This is a genomic window from Stenotrophomonas sp. 80084_Sma, from assembly GCF_056481995.1.
The window spans coordinates 2,884,685-2,902,775 of record NZ_CM151177.1 but is presented as its reverse complement, the minus strand read 5'-3'; the positions used below and the strand labels follow the sequence as shown (position 1 = coordinate 2,902,775).

Sequence of the window (18,091 nt, the reverse complement as noted above, 5' to 3'; positions counted from 1 at the left end):
CCGAGGTGGATGAAGTTGCCGGCCAGCGGCCGGCACTACCGGTTGCCGACGAGCGCAGCAGCTGGTCGCACATGTGCCATCAGTCCTGCCCACATCCACCGCAGAATGCAAAGCCTGCACACACTTCACGGCTCAAGGCAGGAGTAGGCTTGAGGCTTTCCTGCCGGGAGGGGTTGTCCATGCGTGTGCGTGCCGTCGCTGTAGCCATTGCCCTTTGCCTGTCCAGCACAGTGCTGGCCGCCGAAACCCCGCCGATGACCCCGGACATCAGCGGCAAGCCCTTCGTTGCCCCTGATGTCGGTCGTGACTACGACAAGCGCGTGGTGATGGTGCCGATGCGCGATGGCACCAAGCTGTATACGGTGATCGTGGTGCCCAAGGGCGCGCGCAATGCCCCGATCCTGCTCACCCGCACGCCTTACGATGCTGCCGGCCGCGCCAGCCGCAGTGATTCGCCGCGCATGCGCGACCTGCTGCCGCAGGGCGACGAGGTATTTGTCGATGGCGGTTACATCCGCGTATTCCAGGACATCCGCGGCAAGTACGGCTCCGAGGGCGATTACGTGATGACCCGGCCGCTGCGCGGACCGTTGAACAACACCAAGGTGGACCACTCCACCGACGCCTGGGACACCATCGACTGGCTGGTGAAGAACGTGCCGGAGAGCAACGGCAAGGTCGGTATGCTCGGCTCGTCGTACGAGGGCTTCACCGTGGTGATGGCGCTGACCGACCCGCACCCGGCGCTGAAGGTGGCCGCGCCGCAGAGCCCGATGGTGGATGGCTGGATGGGCGACGACTGGCTCAACTACGGCGCGTTCCGCCAGGTCAATTTCAACTACTTCGCGATGCAGACCGAGAAGCGCGGCAAGGGCACGCCGCTGCCCAGCCTCGGCTACGATGACTACAGCACCTTCCTGCGTATCGGTTCGGCTGGCGACTACGCGCGTTTCACCGGCGTGGATCAGCTGACCTGGTGGAAGAAACTGGTGGAGCACCCGGCCTATGACGGCTTCTGGCAGGGCCAGGCGCTGGACGCGGTAATGGCGAAAACACCGTTGAAGGTGCCGACCATGTGGCTGCAGGGTCTGTGGGATCAGGAGGACATGTGGGGTGCCAACCACGCCTACCAGGCAATGGAAGGGCGCGACAGCGGCAACAATCGCAACTATCTGGTGATGGGGCCGTGGCGGCACAGCCAGGTGAACTACAGTGGCAGCGAGCTGGGCGCGCTGAAGTTCGATGGTGATACCGCGCTGCAGTTCCGCCGTGATGTGCTCAAGCCGTTCTTTGACCAGTACCTGGTGGACGGTGCGCCGAAGGCGGATACGCCGCCGGTGCTGATATACAACACCGGCGAGAACCACTGGGATCGCCTGAAGGGCTGGCCACGCAGCTGCGACAAGGGTTGTGCTGCCAGCAGCAAGCCGCTGTACCTGCGTGCTGGCGGCAAGCTGGCGTTCCAGGCACCGGCGGCGGGCGAGGGCGACTTCGAGGAATACGTGTCCGACCCGGCCAAGCCGGTGCCGTTCGTGCCGCGCCCGGTCCGTTTCGGTGACCGCGACATGTGGACCACCTGGCTGGTCAAGGATCAGCGTTTCGTTGATGGCCGCCCGGACGTGCTGACCTTCATCACCGAACCGCTGACCGCGCCGCTGCGCATCGGCGGCGCACCGGTAGTGCACCTGCAGGCGTCGACCAGTGGCACCGACAGCGACTGGGTGGTGAAGCTGATCGACGTGTATCCGGACCAGGAAGCGTCGACGCCGGAGATGGGCGGCCACGAGCTGCCGGTGTCGCTGGCGATCTTCCGTGGCCGCTATCGCGAGAGCTTCAGCGATCCGAAGCCGCTGGCCGCCAACGAGGTGCTGCCGTACCGCTTCGACCTGCCCAACGCCAACCACACTTTCCAGAAGGGGCACCGGGTGATGGTGCAGGTGCAGTCCAGTCTGTTCCCGCTGTATGACCGCAACCCGCAGACCTACGTGCCGAACGTCTACCTGGCCAAGCCCGGCGATTACCAGAAGGCCACGCAGCGGGTCTGGCACAGCGCGGCGCAGGCCAGTTACATCGATCTGCCGGTGTATTGAGGTTGATGGGGTGCGCCGGGTGCGCGATACCCGGCGGTGCGCGGTCGTGCCGGCCGCTGGCCGGCATCCGTGATGGTGTGAGAGCGTGTCGACCAAGGTCGACACCTACCAGAGCGGAGCCATGGAAGTTCGATTCAGGCGGCCGCGATCGTGCCGGCCGCTTGCCGGCATCTGGGATGGTGTGAAAGCGTGTCGACCAAGGTCGACACCTACCAGAGCGAAGCCATTGCAGGTCGATTCAGGCGGCTGCGGTCGTGCCGTCCGCTGGCCGGCATCCGTGATGGCGTGAAGCAGAAGCTGCTATCCGACCTTTGAGGGTCCGGTGCGCCAGCGGCTGGGTACCAGGCCGAAACGCTTGCGGAATGCAGCCGCGAAGTTGCTGGGGTGGCGGTAACCACTGGCGGCCGCAGCCTGCTCGACAGTCCAGCCGTCCTCGCGCAGGCCCTGCTCGGCGTGGCGCATGCGTTGTTCGTGCAGGTAGTCGAACACCGAGCAGCCGTACTGCTGGGCGAAATGACGGCGCAGCGAACTTGGGCTCATGCAGGCCAGCTGGGCCAGTTCGATCAGACTATGCGCGTGGCTGGGATCGTCATGCAGGTAGGCACGCACGCGCTCCAGGCGCTCGCGCTGGCCAGCCCGCAGCGTTCGCACATGATCGGTCTGCAGATCCTCGGCCTTCAGCCCAACAGCCAGCAGCTGCAGTGCGACGCCTTCGCGCCACAACGCGTCGATGCCGTCCTCCCATGGGCTTTCGAACAGCTGGCCCAGCACCGGCAGCAGGGTATGCGGAATGGCCCAGTGGCGGCATTCCAGGTGGGTGTTGAGCGCGGTCTCCAACTGTGGCAGCTGGAACAGGTCCGGATCGATCTGGCCGGGCACCATCACGCTGACGCCGCGCATGCGCGTTTCGCCAGGATGCGCACCCGTCATCTCAACCTGTTCGCGGTGGTGCGCGGTCATCGCCGTACCAGCACGCAGGGTGAAACCACCGCGTCGCGGAATGCGCACATCGACCTCGCCCTGCAGCATCACGCGGATGGCCAGGCCGGGACTCTGCTGGGCGGTGGCGACATAAGGGAAGCGATTATGGACGTCGGAGGCGATCAGGCTCATGCCGCCGCGCAGGAACTGCTCGTTGACCTCGCCATGGCCGGCCCACTGGTCGTCACGCAGGTGTTCCGGGTCGGCGCGGTAATCGAAGCCATGGCGGTGGCCGAAGCGGCGGTAATCAGCAAAAGTGAAATATCGGGACATCGCTCGGCACGTGCTTTGGAGGTGGACGCTGGCATTACCTCGCCCACGCGCTCTGCAATGCAGATGCAGATCCCGTCGTTACCCGTGCAGACATGCTGGGAAGCAGGGGCGTGGGCACGCTGGATGGTGGGGGAACACCAGGTTGAATGGAATGTGTCGAAGAAACTGGAAACGTTTCCCATTGTCGCCTTGATTCGCGCGCTTTTGATTTCAATATGGTCAAAACGATTGACGATTACGGCCAAAGTGAAAATGCCGCCGAACATACGCCAGCGTTTTGCATGCATATCCGTACGCAATTCCATACATCAACTTGAGTTGAGGTTTCATGGCTGGAACGATCACCCGTAGACGCGATGTCGGCCGGGCCATCACGAGCGGGCGCGTAGGGTGGGGCGGTTGGCCATTGCAGGTCACATCGATACCCCCACTGATGGAGAACGCAGATGATTGACTACCAGCTCACCGGCAAGACCGCGATCGTGACCGGCGGCGTGTCCGGTATCGGCCTGGCCGTGGCGCAGACGCTGGCCGCATCCGGTGCCCGTATTTCGGTCTGGGACCTGAAGCAGGATGCAGTCGATGCCACCGTGACGCAGCTGCGCAGTGCCGGTGCACAGGCCATCGGCATTGCGCTGGACGTTACAGACGACGCGGCCGTGGAGGCGGCGGTGCAGCGCACGATCAAGGAACTCGACGGCCTGCATGTGGCAGTCAACAACGCCGGTATCGGCGGGCCGGCCGCAAGCAGCGGTGACTATCCGATCGATGGCTGGCAGCGGGTAATCGACGTCAACCTCACCAGTGTGTTCCTGTGCCAGCGTGCGCAGATCCAGGCGATGCGTACGGCCGGAACCGGTGGCAGCATCATCAACATGGCCTCGATCCTGGGCCAGGTGGGCTATGCCGGTTCCACCGCGTACGTGGCGGCCAAGCACGGCGTGGTCGGGCTGACCCAGACCGCCGCCTGGGAGCATGCAGCCGACGGCATCCGTGTCAACGCGGTCGGCCCGGGCTTCATCAGCACACCACTGCTGGAGAAGATGGACCCCAAGGTGCGCGCCACGCTGGAAGGCCGCCACGCGTTGAAGCGGCTGGGCACGGCCGAGGAAGTGGCGGCGCTGGTTGCCTGGCTGGCCAGCGACGACGCCTCGTTCGCGACCGGCACATACTATGCGATCGATGGTGGTTATCTGGCGCAATGATCGAGTGCGTGAAGGTTACGTATGGCGATGGCCAGTAGATCCAGGCCATGCGTGGATGAGCGCACGCGGTGAAGCATGCGGTGAAGAGGGCGTGCCATCGTCTTCACCGCCATCCCACGGCTGCCGAGCAACGCTCCGGGAAACGCCCGGAGCCTGCCCATGGAACTCACCCAGGATGTCTCGATCCTGCTGCGCGTGGCCGCAGCAATGCTGTTCGGCGGCGTGCTCGGTGTCGAGCGCGAGATGGGCAAGCACGCTGCGGGCCTGCGCACCCACATGCTGATTGCCGGCGCTGCTGCGCTGATTGTTGGACTCGGCGATTCAGTGGCAGAGCACTTCCAGCAGGAGCGTTACCGCGACCTGCTGCAGGTCGACCCGGTGCGCCTGATCGAAGCCGTGGTCGCCTGCGTCGGCTTCGTTGCCGCCGGCACCATTCTGCGTGGGTCACGCGAGGATCAGGTCAGCGGCCTGACCACGGCCAGCTCGCTGATCATGGCGGCGGCCATCGGCATCGCCGTGGGCATCGGCAAGTACGTGATTGCCATCGGGGTGAGCGTGCTGTGCGTGCTGGTGCTGGCGGTGATGCGGCGGTTGGAGAAGCGGATTTCGTAGGGAATCTCGAATTGCCGGCAAGCGGCCGGCACTATCACGGGATCTAAATGGTCGGACCAATATGGCATCTAGCCCTATGGTCTAATAGGCGCTTCGCCGGAGCGGCGGTTAAATCCGCTGCAAGTGGTCTGATCGAAATCATTATTGGTAATACCAATAATCGACGACCATGGCGACCCACCGCCTGCGGTGGAGCACATCCCGCCCCAGTCGAGAGCCCTCATGCAGCCCTGGCAACACCTGTACGACCCCGCCGGCAACCTGTGGTTGTCCAGCCTGATCGCGCTGCTGCCGATCGCGTTCTTCTTCGTCGCCCTGGCCGTGCTGCGCATGAAGGGCTGGCTCGCCGGCACGATCACCGTGGCCATCGCGCTGGGCGTGGCCCTGCTGTTCTACCGCATGCCACTGGCGCAGGCGCTGGGCGCGGCCGGGTATGGCTTCGTCTACGGCCTGTGGCCGATCGCCTGGATCATCATCGGCGCGGTGTTCCTGTACAAGGTCTCGGTGAAGACCGGGCAGTTCGACATCATCCGCGCCTCGATCCTGTCGGTCACCGAGGACCAGCGGCTGCAGATGCTGATGGTCGGCTTCGCCTTCGGTGCCTTCCTGGAGGGTGCAGCCGGTTTTGGTGCACCGGTGGCGATCACCGCGGCACTGCTGGTCGGGTTGGGCTTCAAACCGCTGTATGCCGCCGGCCTGTGCCTGATCGTCAACACCGCGCCGGTCGCCTTTGGTGCGATGGGCATTCCGATCATCGTGGCCGGGCAGGTCACCGGTCTGGATGCCTTCGAGATCGGCCAGATGGCTGGGCGCCAGCTGCCGTTCCTTACGATCATCGTGCTGTTCTGGATCATGGCGATCATGGATGGCTGGCGCGGCATCAAGGAAACCTGGCCGGCAGTGCTGGTGGCCGGTGGCTCGTTCGCCATCGCGCAGTATCTGACCTCCAACTTCATCGGCCCGGAGCTGCCGGACATCACCGCGTCGCTGGCCTCGCTGGTCTGCCTGACGCTGTTCCTGCGCCGCTGGAAGCCGGTGCGGATCTTCCGTTTCGATACCGAAACCAGCGCCGAGGCGGCCGCACAGGCACTGGAGGCGCCGCGCTACAGCGTCGGCCAGATCGCCAAGGCGTGGTCGCCGTTCCTGATCCTCACCGCGATGGTCACGCTGTGGAGCATCAAACCGTTCAAATCGCTGTTCGCGGCGGGCGGCCCGCTGGAAAGCTGGGTGCTGAAGATCCCGGTGCCGGGGCTGGACCAGAGGGTGCAGAAGATGCCGCCGATCGTGGATGCACCGCTCAGCTACGAGGCGATCTACAAGTTCGACTGGTTCTCGGCCACCGGCACCTCGATCATCCTCGCCGCGGTGATCGCCATCATCGCGCTGCGCATGCCGGCCCGTTCGGCGCTGCAGACCTTCGGTGAGACCGTGCGTGAGCTGCGCATGCCGATCTACTCGATCGGCATGGTGCTGGCCTTCGCCTTCATCGCCAATTACTCGGGCCTGTCGGCGACGCTGGCGCTGGCACTGGCGCACACCGGTGATGCGTTCCCGTTCTTCTCGCCGTTCCTAGGCTGGTTGGGCGTGTTCCTGACCGGCTCGGATACTTCGTCCAATGCCTTGTTCTCGGCACTGCAGGCCACCACCGCGCAGCAGATCGGCGTGTCCGACGTGCTGCTGGTGGCGGCCAACACCACTGGCGGCGTGACCGGCAAGATGATCTCGCCGCAGTCGATCGCCATTGCCTGCGCGGCGGTCGGCCTGGCCGGCAAGGAATCGGACCTGTTCCGTTTCACGGTCAAGCACAGCCTGATCTTCACCACGATGGTCGGCCTGATCACCCTGGCCCAGGCTTACTGGCTGACCTGGATGATTCCCTGAGCCATGCACGGCAGGCCGACCACCCGCTGCGCGCTTCGGGCCACAATGACGCCATGAGCACGCAACGTATTTCGGACAAGGTGGCCGCGCAGCTGCGCGGCCTGGTGCAGGAACAGCGGCTGCAGCCGGGTGACCGGCTGCCGGCCGAACGCACCCTGGCGGTGCAGCTGGGGGTCTCGCGAACGGCGCTGCGCGAGGCCATCGCGCAGTTGGCCAGCCAGGGCCTGCTGACCGCACGGGTCGGAGGCGGCACCTACGTGGCCGAACCCGCGGCGCGCGCGCGGCAGGCGCTGGATGAACCGCTGGCGCCGTACCTGCCGCTGTTCCAGGGCGACCCGGAATACCGCTTCGACGTGCTGGAGATCCGCCACGCGCTGGAAGGTGCCACCGCCTGGCATGCAGCGTTGCGCGCCACCGATGAGGATCGTACGCGCATCGCGCAGGCGTTCCAGACCATGATGGACGCGCACGGCAAGGATGACCCCACCGGCGAAGCGGAGGCCGACGCGGCCTTCCACCTGTCCATCGCGGAGGCCTCGCACAACCTCGTGCTGCTGCAGGTGATGCGCGGGCTGTTCGAACTGCTGCAGACCAACATCTCGCAGAGCCGCGAAAAGCTCTACACCTCGGCGAGGACCTTCTCGCCGTTGTCCGACCAGCACCGCGAGATGATGGACGCGGTGCTGGCCGGCGACCCCGAACGCGCGCGCGCCGCCGCGCATGCCCACCTCGAGTTCGTGCACACCACGCTGCGCACCCTCGATGACAACGAAGCCCGGCGTGCGCGGGCCTCGCGTCTACCTTCCCCACACGGTTGACCCCATGATCATCTCCGCCTCCACCGATTACCGTGCCGCAGCGCAACGCCGGCTGCCGCCGTTCCTGTTCCACTACATCGATGGCGGCGCGTATGCCGAGCACACGCTGAAGCGCAACGTTTCCGACCTGTCCGACATCGCGCTGCGCCAGCGCATCCTGCGCAACATGTCCGACCTGAGCCTGGAAACCGAACTGTTCGGCGAAACGCTGGCAATGCCGGTGGCGCTCGCCCCGGTCGGCCTGACCGGCATGTATGCCCGGCGCGGCGAGGTGCAGGCGGCGCGCGCCGCCGACAGCCACGGCATCCCGTTCACCCTGTCCACCGTATCGGTGTGCCCGATCGAGGAAGTGGCACCGGCCATCCAGCGGCCGATGTGGTTCCAGCTGTATGTACTGCGCGACCGTGGTTTCATGCGCAACGCGCTGGAGCGGGCGCAGGCCGCGGGCGTGACCACCCTGGTGTTCACCGTGGATATGCCGGTGCCGGGTGCGCGCTACCGCGATGCCCACTCGGGCATGAGCGGCCCGAATGCCTCGCTGCGCCGCATCGGCCAGGCCATCACCCACCTGCACTGGGCGTGGGACGTGGGCCTGTTCGGCCGCCCGCATGATCTGGGCAACATCTCCACCTACCGCGGCAACCCGACCGGGCTGGAGGATTACATCGGTTGGTTGGGCAGCAACTTTGATCCCTCCATTTCGTGGAAGGACCTGGAGTGGATCCGCGAGTTCTGGAAGGGCCCAATGGTGATCAAGGGCATCCTCGACCCGGATGACGCACGTGATGCGGTCAAGTTCGGCGCCGATGGCATCGTGGTCTCCAACCACGGTGGCCGCCAGCTCGACGGCGTGCTGTCCACCGCGCGTGCATTGCCGGCGATTGCCGATGCGGTGCAGGGCGACCTGAAGATCCTCGCCGATTCCGGCATCCGCACCGGCCTGGACGTGGTGCGCATGCTGGCGTTGGGTGCCGATACCGTGCTGCTGGGCCGTGCCTTCGTCTATGCACTTGCAGCGCAGGGCGAGGCGGGCGTGGCCAACCTGCTGGACCTGATTGCCAAGGAAATGCGCGTGGCGATGACACTGACCGGTGCGCGCCGCATCGCTGACATCGGCCGCGATTCGCTGGTCAACCTGCCGTGAGTGGCCACGATGCCGTGCTGGCGCAGTTGCGCGATGCGGTCGGCAACCGCCATGTACTGACCGGCGACAAGGCCACCCGCCGTTTCCGCCGTGGCTACCGTTTCGGCGACGGCCCGGTGCTGGCGGTGGTGCGCCCGGGGACGCTGCTGGAGCTGTGGCGTGTGCTGCAGGCGGCGGTGCAGGGCGGGGCAGCGATCATCCTGCAGGCGGCCAACACCGGCCTGACCGGTGGCTCGACCCCGGATGGCAACGACTATGGGCGTCCGATCGTGCTGGTCAGCACGCTGCGCCTGACCGGCATCCAGCTGTTGAACGAGGGCCGCCAGGTGCTGTGCCTGCCTGGCGCGACGCTGGACCGCCTGGAGCAGACGCTGGCACCGCTCGGCCGCGAACCGCATTCGGTGATCGGCTCGTCCTGCATCGGTGCGTCGGTACTCGGTGGCATCTGCAACAACTCCGGCGGCGCGCTGGTGCGCCGTGGCCCGGCCTACACCGAGCTGGCACTGTATGCGCAGGTCGATGCGCAGGGCCAGCTGCAGCTGGTCAACCATCTGGGCATCGCGCTGGGCGATACGCCCGAGCAGATCCTGCAGCGCGTGCAGGCGGGTGACTACCGTGCTGCCGACGTTGGGGACGGCGATGGCCGCGCCGCCTCCGATCCACGCTACGCCGAGGAAGTGCGCCGGGTCGATGCCGATACGCCAGCACGCTTCAATGCCGACCCCAGCCGCCACTTCGAGGCAGCGGGGTCTGCCGGCAAGCTGGCAGTATTCGCGGTGCGCCTGGATACCTTCGAGAAGGAGGCCGCCGAGGTCTTCTATATCGGCAGTAACCGCACCGACAGCCTGACCGCGATCCGGCGCCAGCTGCTGACCGGCTTCGAACGCCTGCCGATTGCCGGCGAGTATATCCACCGCGATGCCTATGACATCGGCGAACGCTACGGCAAGGACAGCTTCCTGTTGATCGACCGCCTCGGCACCGCCCGCGTGCCGGCCGCCTTCGCATTGAAGAGCCGGGTTGATGGCTGGTTCGAGCGGCTGGGCCTGCGCGGCGTGACCGACCGGGTGATGCAGGTGCTGACCGGCCTGCTGCCCTCGCACCTGCCCAAGCGCATGGGCGAGTTCCGCCAGCGCTACGAGCATCATCTGCTGCTGAAGGTCTCCGCGCAGGACGCCGCGGAAACCGAGGCATGGCTGCGCGGCTTCTTCGCCGACCATGAGGGCGGCTACTTCCACTGCACGGCCGATGAGGGGCGCAAGGCGTTCCTGCATCGCTTCGCTGTGGCCGGCGCCGCGGTGCGCTACCGCGAGGTACACCGCGACCAGGTGCAGGACATCGTCGCGCTGGACATCGCCCTGCGCCGCGATGATGCCGACTGGTTCGAGCAGCTGCCGGTCGATATCGATGGCCGCCTGCTGCACAAGCTGTATTACGGGCACTTCCTGTGCCACGTGTTCCACCAGGACTACATCGCGCGCAAAGGCGAAGACCCGATGGCGATCGAGCATGCGATGTGGGCGTTGCTGGACCAGCGTGGCGCCGAGTATCCAGCCGAGCACAACGTCGGCCACCTGTACCCGGCCAAGCCGGCGCTGGCCGGGTTCTACAGGCAGCTGGATCCGAGCAATACGTTCAATCCGGGCATCGGCCAGACATCGAAGGCGAAAGGGTGGGGTGGCTGCGACTGTAGTGGGCATTGACGGATACAACGTGGCTTTACTGTAGAGCCGAGCCTATGCTCGGCTGCAATTCCCGACAGGCACAGTCGAGCAAGCTCGACTCTACCGGAGCAGCGGTTACCATCTGGATTCCACGAGCAGGAATCTCATCCATGCCCCCCGTCCTTGCCCGCACGACCGTGTGCGTTGCACTGCTGGCCACCCCGATGCTGGCGCTGACGCAGGGCTCGATCCTGCCGCAGCAGCGTGACGCTGCGGGCAACGTGATGGAGCCGTTGGGGCAGGTGCTGATCGCCAATGAGACGGGGCCGGTGGGGCTCTACGAGTGCACGCGGGACGGCATCTGGTGCGTGCGCGTGCAGCCGGTTGCCAAAGATGGTGACCGGCCGACCGTGCTGGAAGTACTTGAGAAGGAACCGGGCCAGGGCACGCCACACACCTACCACGTCAGCATCGACGTGCCGCAGGAAAGCGAGCTGTCGCTGTGGCCGTGGATCGTGCGGCTGGCACCTGGCGTGGGCAGCGATGAACCGGTGACCGACCCGCAGCAGCGCGCCCGCCAGAATGTGCTGCTGGGTGGCATCGTCACGTTCAGCGCCATGTACTCCGGTGGAGGTGCCGACGCGTCCACGCTGCAACTGGCACGCGTGCGCCACCTGCAGGACGACATCCAGGTGGACGACGACGTGTTGACCGTGCCATGGCTGGGCAATGCGATGATCCGCGCCTGTTTCAGCGAACAGGACATCAAGCAGCGCGCAGGTGCCTGCCATGACGAATACGGCTTCTCGGCGAAGCTGGCGCTGGATACGGTCGCCGAGGGCATGCCGGTGCTGCGCTACCAGACCGTGGCGACCCGGTTCCCGGCCGGTGTTTCGCGCTTCGAGGATTCGCTGGCCAAGGGGCCGTTGAAGAAGCAGGATCTGCGCACCGAGCAGGACCCGGCGTGCACCTACACGCGGCTGTTCCGCTTCAGCGATGGGGTATTCCACCCCGACCAGGCGCTGCCGGATTGTGCGGGATATACCGAACCCTGAAATGTAGAGTCGAGCCATGCTCGACTGGTTTTCTGCGCGACCCATCCGAAAAGCCAGTCGAGCATGGCTCGACTCTACAAAAGCCTGCTGCCGCGCTTACTCGCAGCGGGTGGACGTGATGATGTTGTCCTTGTCCACGAACACGCGCAGGCGGTCCGGGCGGATGTCCTTGGTGGTGATGGTGCTGGGGCCGATCGGGTTGACCAGGCCGGCACCGCTCTCGCGGGACAGGCGACGGATGTTGGGCTCGTTGGCCGGCTGGCCGATCGCCCAGCCCAGCTGGCTGGCGTCGCAGCGGCCACTGCCTTTGACTTCCGGGCCAGGGGTGCTGACGCAGGCCGACAGCAGCAGGGCGGAGGCCGGCAGCAACAGGGACAGACGGAATGCAGACATGCGAGCGCTCCTGCGCAGGGGACGATGGCGGGAACGATAGCACCGAGCGTGCGAAAGGCGTCAGCGCCCCGGTCATTGCCGGCACAGCGTGGTCATTGCATAGTGGGAGCAATGGCTGGCAGTACGCCAGCGGGCAGGCCGGGCCTTTCCGGCGCAGGTGTTGGATACGGTATGACGGCAGGCAGTTTCCGCGGCAAGGACAAGACGATGACGGCGCTGGTGTTGTCGTTGCTGGGCATGGCGTTTGCCGCCTCCGCTGCCGATCCGGAACCCGCGCCGGTCGAAACCCCGGTATTCGGCGCCTGGCGCAACCTGCAGACCGAATCCGGCTACGCGCCGGCCCAGCGTAACCTGGCCTTCGCCATGCTGCCGCAGGCGGCCACCCGCGGCGACCGTTTCGCCATCCTCGACCGCGAGGGCAAGCGGGCGGTGTGCTGCCTGCAGGTGGCCAGCCCCTCGCTGGGCGTCGCTGCGCTGCGCGGGGAGTACCACCTGCCGCAGGCCTGGGTGACGGACCTGAGCAATGGCCGTAGCCCTGCACGACCCTATGTGCCGCACGTCTATGCGATGCAGCGGGTGGACGAGCTGGCCGACTACAGCTTCGCCGATGTACCTGGCGCCTACAGCGACCTGGGCGGTCTGCTGATTCCGGAAGGTGCCGCGCTGGAGGCCGACGGCAGTGCCGTGCGCCTGGGGGACAGCCGCTACCCGCTGCATTTCCAGCGCCAGCCGCACGCCGATGACGATGGCGCGCTGGACCGCTACAGCCTGCAGGCCGGCGAGGGTGCCGCCCCGATCGTGGTTGAAGTGCCGTTCGGCACCTACTGATTGCAGCGTTGCACTGGCTAGAATGCAGCGCGGCGCTGTCTGCCGTGCCTGCTCCGTGAGTCGTGCCGTGTCCTTGCGCCCCTTCCTGCTGTCGTCCCTGCTGCTGTTGTCTGCCTGTGCCAGCGCGCCTCCGCCGCCGGCCCATTCCGATGCATTGTGGCGATTGATTGAACGTGACTGCCAGGGAGCCGAAGGCCCGCGTGGCGATTGCCTGCGGGTGGAGACGGCAGCAGACCGCCGCGATGTGCTGGTCAAGGACGCGCACGGCGACTACCAGTTCCTGCTGATGCCGCTGGACAAGGTCAGCGGCATCGAGAGCCGCAGCCTGTACCAGCGTGGTGCACCCAACTACTTCGGCGCGGCCTGGCTGGCCCGCACCCACACCGAACGGGCGCTGGGCCAACCGCTGCCGCGCAACGTCGCCAGCCTGGCGCTGAATTCACCGCATGGCCGCTCGCAACATCAGCTGCATATTCATGTGGATTGCCTGCGTGCCGACGTGCTGCAGGCGCTGGACACGCATGCTGCCGCTCTGGGCAGCCAGTGGACACCGCTGCCGGGGCTGCTGCGCGGCCATCAGTACCAGGCACGCCTGCTGCCGGGCGCAGAACTGACCGCCAATCCGCTCAATCTGCTGGCCTACGAACTCGCAGGCGTGGACGACGTCGGCCAGTGGAGCCTGGTTGTGGCGGGCCGGGACACCGTGCAGGGCGTCCCGGGCTTCATCCTGCTGGCCACCCGTGTGGACGCGGGCACCGGCAACGAGGCCAGCGCCGAAGAGCTGCAGGACCACGCCTGCTCGGTGCTGACCGGTGCCGGCAACGCGCTGGAGCGGGTGCGCTAGTCCAGCATCCTGTGCTTGCTCCGCCACATGGGTGCGGTCAGCGCCAGCAGCTGGCGATCCTGCCAGCCATCCAGATCCAGATGATGGTCGCGCAGCAGGCCTTCCTGCTCGAAGCCGAAGGCCCGCAGCGCGGTGGCGAACGGATCACTGCAGTCCGGTGGCAGCATCACGAACAGGCGATGCAGGCCGACGTCCTCGAACAGGAACGGGCACAGCGCCTGCAGCGCCGCGTCGGCATGCGGGTGCCAATGCTGCAGCGACAGCAGTTCGGCGCTGCGCGCGTGTAGTGATTGCAGCCGTACGTGCAGCTGGTCCAGTACGTTGCCGTGCTCGTCATCGAACACCCCCAGCAGCAGCTGGTCGTTGTCCTGTTCCAGGCGTGAGCGATGCATGTGGGCGAGGAAGCGCGCTTCCTCATCGATGACGGACGGATCGCGGCGGCCGCGCCGGCGGCGGTCATCGAACAGGCGCCAGCGCGGCAGGTCGGCACGCTGGAAAGGGCGCAGGGTGACCGGTGCGGCCTGCAGCTGCAGCAGGTGACGGCGCAGCACCGGGCGCAATGGGGGAAGGAGGGAAGTGGGGTACGGGGTCATCATCCCGGGCACGATGGCCATGCCTGCAGCCCTGCACCATTCAAAACATTGCAAAAGTGTGGTGGATGGCACTGCGGGTCTGATTCGGTTCAGGCATAAGGCCATCAGGCCTGGTCATTTCCGTTGAAACCCCCCATTCAGGACACTTTCGTTACGGGATCGTTATGCGCCGTACAGGCCGCTGCCCCCGTACCACCACCCGCCCAACTCCCCAGGAAGCCCATGTCCGCCTCCCACAAGGCGCTGCGCCCGCGTCCGCTGGTGCTCGCACTGTCGTCCCTGATGCTGGTCTCGATGCCGGCCTTCGCGCAGGAAAGCGCACCCACCACATTGCAGGAAGTGAAGGTCACCGGCTCGCGCATTCCACGCGCCAGTGTCGAGGGCCCGTCGCCGGTGACGGTGATCAGCCGCGAACAGATCGATGCGCAGGGCTACCGCAATGCCTTCGACGCACTGAGCGCGCTGACCGAGAACACCGGCAACGTACAGGGCGAGGACTTCGGCAACACCTTCACCCCGGCTGCCAACACCATCAACCTGCGCGGGCTGGGCCCGAACCGCACGCTGGTGCTGGTCAACGGCCGCCGTCAGGCCGACTACCCGCTGGCCTACGAAGGGTCGGTGAACGTGGTCAACCTGGCCAACATTCCCAGTGCGCTGATCGAGCGCATCGAGGTCCTGGCGGCAGGTGCGTCGGCGGTATACGGCTCCGATGCGATCGCCGGCGTGGTCAACATCATCCTCAAGGACCGCTTTGAGGGTGTGGACGTGAACGTGCGGGCCGGCGGCACCCAGCAGGGCGGTGGCGACAACCAGCGCGCGCAGGTGGTTGGTGGCAGTTCCGGCGAGCGCTGGGATGCGCTGTTCGGCTTCGAGTTCGATGTGCGCAAGGCGATCCATGCGCGCCAGCGCGATTTCATGGACTCGCTGGATGATGACCCCGCCGGCAAGGCGCCGCAGGCGACCGCGATCGCGTATCGCCGCAACGCCGCTACCGGTCGCAACATCGATCCGGGCGCCAATGGCTGCGACGCGGCGTCGGATATCTATGGCGGCAGCGTGTTCCGTGCCTTCAACCCGCGCCAGGGCTGGTATTGCGGCAGCAACGAGGCCGCCGCCAGCTACTGGACGGTGCAGACCGAGAAGCGCAACCTCAACGGCTACGGCCTGCTGACCTTCCACGTCAACGAGACCACCGACCTGTTCGCCGATCTGGCCGTGGGCAGCGCACGCATCACCAACAACACCCGTGCGCCCACCTGGACCTCGGCCCGCAACTACTTCTACAACCAGACCACCGGCAACCTGGAAAGCTGGTACCGCCGCTTTGCGCCCGAGGAAATCGGTGGCCTGCCGCGCAATGCCAATCGTTTCCTGGAAAATTCGTGGTCATTCAACGTCGGCGCGCGCGGCCAGATCGGCGACAGTGGCTGGGACTATGAGGCGGTCTACAGCCGTTCGCGTTACGAGAACCGCACCCGCCGCCCGGTGCTGCTGGCCGGGATCAACGAATACCTGCTTGGCCCGAAGCTGGGCGTGCGCAATGGTGTAGAGGTCTATGCGCCGGATCCGGCGCGCCTGTTCCAGCCGCTGAGCCCGAACGAGTACCAGAGCCTGTCCGGCTACCAGGAGAGCCGCAACGCGGCGTGGCTGCAGACCTTCAGCGCCAGCGTCAACGGCCGGCTGTTCGCACTGCCCGGTGGCGACGCTGCGCTGGCCGCGGTGGTCGAGGCTGGTAGCCAGGGCTATCGCAATCGACCGGACCCCCGACTGGGCACCGGTGAATTCTGGAACACCAGCGCCGGTATTGGTGCCGGTGGCGAGCGCGACCGCTATGCTGCCGGCGTGGAGCTGCAGCTGCCGCTGCTGCAGTCGCTGACCACAACCCTGGCCGGGCGCTATGACCAGTACCGTGCCGGTGGTGAGCACATCGGCAAGGCGACCTGGAGCTTCGGCGTCGAGTTCCGGCCGATCGAGAGCCTGCTGATCCGTGGTACCGCTGCCACCAGCTTCCGGGCGCCGGACATGAACTACGTGTTCGCGACCGAGACGCGTGGTTACAACCCGGGCATGACCGACTACTGGCGCTGCCGCACCGCAGGCCAGTCGTATGACAACTGCGACTACAACGGCCTGTCGATCGATTACAGCAACCGTGCCAACCCGCAGCTGCAGCCGGAGTCGGCCAAGTCGTATGGCTTCGGCGTGGTCTGGTCGCCGCTGGCTGGCCTGGATTTCAGTGCCGATTACTACGACATCCGCATCGACAACGAGGTGACCAGCCTCGATACCAGCCGCATCCTGCGCGACGAGGCCGATTGCCGGTTGGGAAAGACGCTGGGCGGCGAAGCGCGTGACATCGGCTCACCGCTGTGCCAGGACGCGCTGTCGCGTGTGATCCGCAACCCGTCCAATGCAACCGTGCAGCCGGACCAGGTGACCCGTGTGCTGATCAACCCGATCAACGCCGCCTCTGAATCGGTTCGCGGCCTGGACCTGAAGGGCAACTGGCGTTTCGATGCCGGTCGCTATGGCCGCTTCACCACGCGCCTGGCCTACACCGTGGTGCTGGAGCACAAGTACCGGCAGTTCTCCGATGATCCGGAGCGTGACATCCGCAATTCGCTGGATGACTACCAGTGGCGCAGCAAGGCCAACGGCAGCATCACCTGGAACCAGGGAGACTGGACCACCACGCTGTACGGCAACCGCTTCGGCTCGCTGCCGAAGACCGATGGCAGTGGCCGCATCGCGCCGTACATGACCTACAACGCCAGCGTGTTCCGCCAGTTCGGCGAGAACCTGTCGGTGGGCGTGATCGTCAACAACCTGCGTGACAGCCGCCCGCCGGCGGACAAGAACGGTGGCGGCTGGCCGTTCTACCCGGTCGGCAACTACGACCCGTATGGCCGCCAGTACTGGGTGCAGCTGGACTACCGGTTCCGCTGATCCGGCAGGCGAACGAAAGGCCCGGCATTGCCGGGCTTTTCTTTGTGCAGTGCATCCGTGTTGCCGGCGCGCACATGGCATGCTGTGGCGATACACGGAGGAGGATGCGCATGGATGTCAGGGGGTGGAGCGTGATTGCCGTGCTGGCCATTGCAGGTTGCAGTGGCAGGCAGGCGGCCAGCGTGGAGGATGCCGCGGAGGTGGCCAATGCCGCGCCTGCGCCGTCCCTTTCCAACCCCGCGACCGATGCTGTATCAGCGCGCGTGCCAACGGCATCGAGTACCACGACGGCTGCCCCTGGGCTCGCGCAACCGGAGGGTCACTTCCTCGAGGGCGAGCGCATGCTGCTGAACGAGGGTGCGGTGTCCGCACAGAAGAGCGAGGCGGTGCTGGGTTCCGACAAGGCCTTCGCGCAGGCGATCAGCCAGTTCGAGCGCGATGCGGCCGGCCACCCGGAAGTGCAGGACCTGACCCGGCTCTACAGGACGGCCGCGACCCGGCTCATCGGCAACGACGGCACGCTGGTGTCTTTTGCCTGCGGCTACAGCCTGTGCGTTGGCGAGATCCGCAGCCGTACCGATGAGGATTTCAGTGCCTGGTCCGAGGCGATCGGCATGGACAAGGCGGCCCCGGTCTACAGCCTTACCACCGCGCCGATGACACGGGGCAGGGACCAGCGCGGTGGGCGTTTCGTGTTCTCGGTGGACCCGGCCGCCAACGGCATCGCGGGCCCGTAGCACCGGCGGATGACCGGCGCCACG

Annotated in this window: 17 protein-coding genes; 14 read left to right on the top strand and 3 right to left on the bottom strand. The window is 66.1% G+C overall.

Annotated features, from left to right (window positions below; all coding sequences use genetic code 11):
* Positions 1–179 precede the first annotated feature (179 nt).
* Positions 180–2,090, top strand: a complete 1,911-nt coding sequence (locus ACZK3W_RS13440; protein WP_197616813.1) for a CocE/NonD family hydrolase — start codon at positions 180–182, stop codon at positions 2,088–2,090.
* Positions 2,091–2,279: 189 nt separating this feature from the next.
* Entirely contained in the window at positions 2,280–2,405 is a 126-nt protein-coding gene (locus ACZK3W_RS13435; RefSeq protein WP_478450014.1) for a hypothetical protein, read from the top strand.
* On the opposite strand, the gene ACZK3W_RS13430 is transcribed toward ACZK3W_RS13435, so the two are convergent.
* Complete coding sequence (locus tag ACZK3W_RS13430) at positions 2,391–3,344, bottom strand: helix-turn-helix domain-containing protein (protein ID WP_197616811.1); 954 nt, start codon at positions 3,342–3,344, stop codon at positions 2,391–2,393. The genes ACZK3W_RS13435 and ACZK3W_RS13430 overlap by 15 nt on opposite strands.
* 57 nt (positions 3,345–3,401) lie before the next feature.
* Here ACZK3W_RS13430 and ACZK3W_RS13425 point away from each other — a divergent pair, with 57 nt between their 5' ends.
* The 8 genes from ACZK3W_RS13425 to ACZK3W_RS13390 all read left to right on the top strand — a co-directional run bounded on the left by ACZK3W_RS13425 (position 3,402) and on the right by ACZK3W_RS13390 (position 11,723).
* Entirely contained in the window at positions 3,402–3,695 is a 294-nt protein-coding gene (locus ACZK3W_RS13425; RefSeq protein ID WP_125894599.1) for a hypothetical protein, read from the top strand.
* Positions 3,696–3,790: 95 nt separating this feature from the next.
* Complete coding sequence (locus ACZK3W_RS13420) at positions 3,791–4,549, top strand: SDR family NAD(P)-dependent oxidoreductase (protein WP_049398446.1); 759 nt, start codon at positions 3,791–3,793, stop codon at positions 4,547–4,549.
* A 159-nt stretch (positions 4,550–4,708) separates the two neighbouring features.
* The gene (locus ACZK3W_RS13415; RefSeq protein WP_005410036.1) at positions 4,709–5,161 is read left to right on the top strand and encodes an MgtC/SapB family protein; all 453 of its coding nucleotides are present in this window, start codon (positions 4,709–4,711) and stop codon (positions 5,159–5,161) included.
* Positions 5,162–5,383: 222 nt separating this feature from the next.
* Positions 5,384–7,042 (top strand): L-lactate permease, encoded by a 1,659-nt coding sequence (gene lldP, locus ACZK3W_RS13410; RefSeq protein WP_197616809.1) that lies wholly within the window; start codon positions 5,384–5,386, stop codon positions 7,040–7,042.
* Between the two features lie 53 nt (positions 7,043–7,095).
* Positions 7,096–7,860: a transcriptional regulator LldR gene (gene lldR / locus ACZK3W_RS13405; protein ID WP_012480578.1), complete on the top strand. Its 765-nt coding sequence runs from the start codon at positions 7,096–7,098 to the stop codon at positions 7,858–7,860.
* A gap of 4 nt (positions 7,861–7,864) precedes the next feature.
* The gene (lldD, locus tag ACZK3W_RS13400; protein ID WP_180837659.1) at positions 7,865–9,004 is read left to right on the top strand and encodes an FMN-dependent L-lactate dehydrogenase LldD; all 1,140 of its coding nucleotides are present in this window, start codon (positions 7,865–7,867) and stop codon (positions 9,002–9,004) included.
* Entirely contained in the window at positions 9,001–10,707 is a 1,707-nt protein-coding gene (dld, locus tag ACZK3W_RS13395) for a D-lactate dehydrogenase (RefSeq protein ID WP_180837658.1), read from the top strand. The genes lldD and dld overlap by 4 nt, the downstream gene beginning before the upstream one ends.
* A 131-nt stretch (positions 10,708–10,838) precedes the next feature.
* Complete coding sequence (locus ACZK3W_RS13390) at positions 10,839–11,723, top strand: hypothetical protein (protein ID WP_197616807.1); 885 nt, start codon at positions 10,839–10,841, stop codon at positions 11,721–11,723.
* A gap of 96 nt (positions 11,724–11,819) precedes the next feature.
* On the opposite strand, the gene ACZK3W_RS13385 is transcribed toward ACZK3W_RS13390, so the two are convergent.
* A complete protein-coding gene (locus ACZK3W_RS13385) occupies positions 11,820–12,116 on the bottom strand; it encodes an I78 family peptidase inhibitor (protein ID WP_006373100.1) in 297 nt (98 codons plus the stop codon).
* Positions 12,117–12,287: 171 nt separating this feature from the next.
* Here ACZK3W_RS13385 and ACZK3W_RS13380 point away from each other — a divergent pair, with 171 nt between their 5' ends.
* Together ACZK3W_RS13380 and ACZK3W_RS13375 are read left to right on the top strand one after the other, a co-directional pair.
* Positions 12,288–12,944 (top strand): decarboxylase, encoded by a 657-nt coding sequence (locus ACZK3W_RS13380; protein WP_197616805.1) that lies wholly within the window; start codon positions 12,288–12,290, stop codon positions 12,942–12,944.
* 67 nt (positions 12,945–13,011) lie between these two features.
* The gene (locus ACZK3W_RS13375; protein ID WP_197616803.1) at positions 13,012–13,788 is read left to right on the top strand and encodes a CDP-diacylglycerol diphosphatase; all 777 of its coding nucleotides are present in this window, start codon (positions 13,012–13,014) and stop codon (positions 13,786–13,788) included.
* Here ACZK3W_RS13375 and ACZK3W_RS13370 read toward each other — a convergent pair.
* Positions 13,785–14,384 carry a GNAT family N-acetyltransferase gene (locus tag ACZK3W_RS13370; protein WP_071229112.1) on the bottom strand — a complete coding sequence of 200 codons (600 nt, stop codon included), beginning with the start codon at positions 14,382–14,384 and terminating at the stop codon, positions 13,785–13,787. The genes ACZK3W_RS13375 and ACZK3W_RS13370 overlap by 4 nt on opposite strands.
* A 219-nt stretch (positions 14,385–14,603) precedes the next feature.
* Here ACZK3W_RS13370 and ACZK3W_RS13365 point away from each other — a divergent pair, with 219 nt between their 5' ends.
* Together ACZK3W_RS13365 and ACZK3W_RS13360 are read left to right on the top strand one after the other, a co-directional pair.
* A complete protein-coding gene (locus ACZK3W_RS13365; RefSeq protein WP_478450013.1) occupies positions 14,604–17,330 on the top strand; it encodes a TonB-dependent receptor plug domain-containing protein in 2,727 nt (908 codons plus the stop codon).
* Between the two features lie 110 nt (positions 17,331–17,440).
* Positions 17,441–18,067, top strand: a complete 627-nt coding sequence (locus tag ACZK3W_RS13360) for a hypothetical protein (protein ID WP_005410025.1) — start codon at positions 17,441–17,443, stop codon at positions 18,065–18,067.
* The last annotated feature ends 24 nt before the right edge of the window (positions 18,068–18,091 follow it).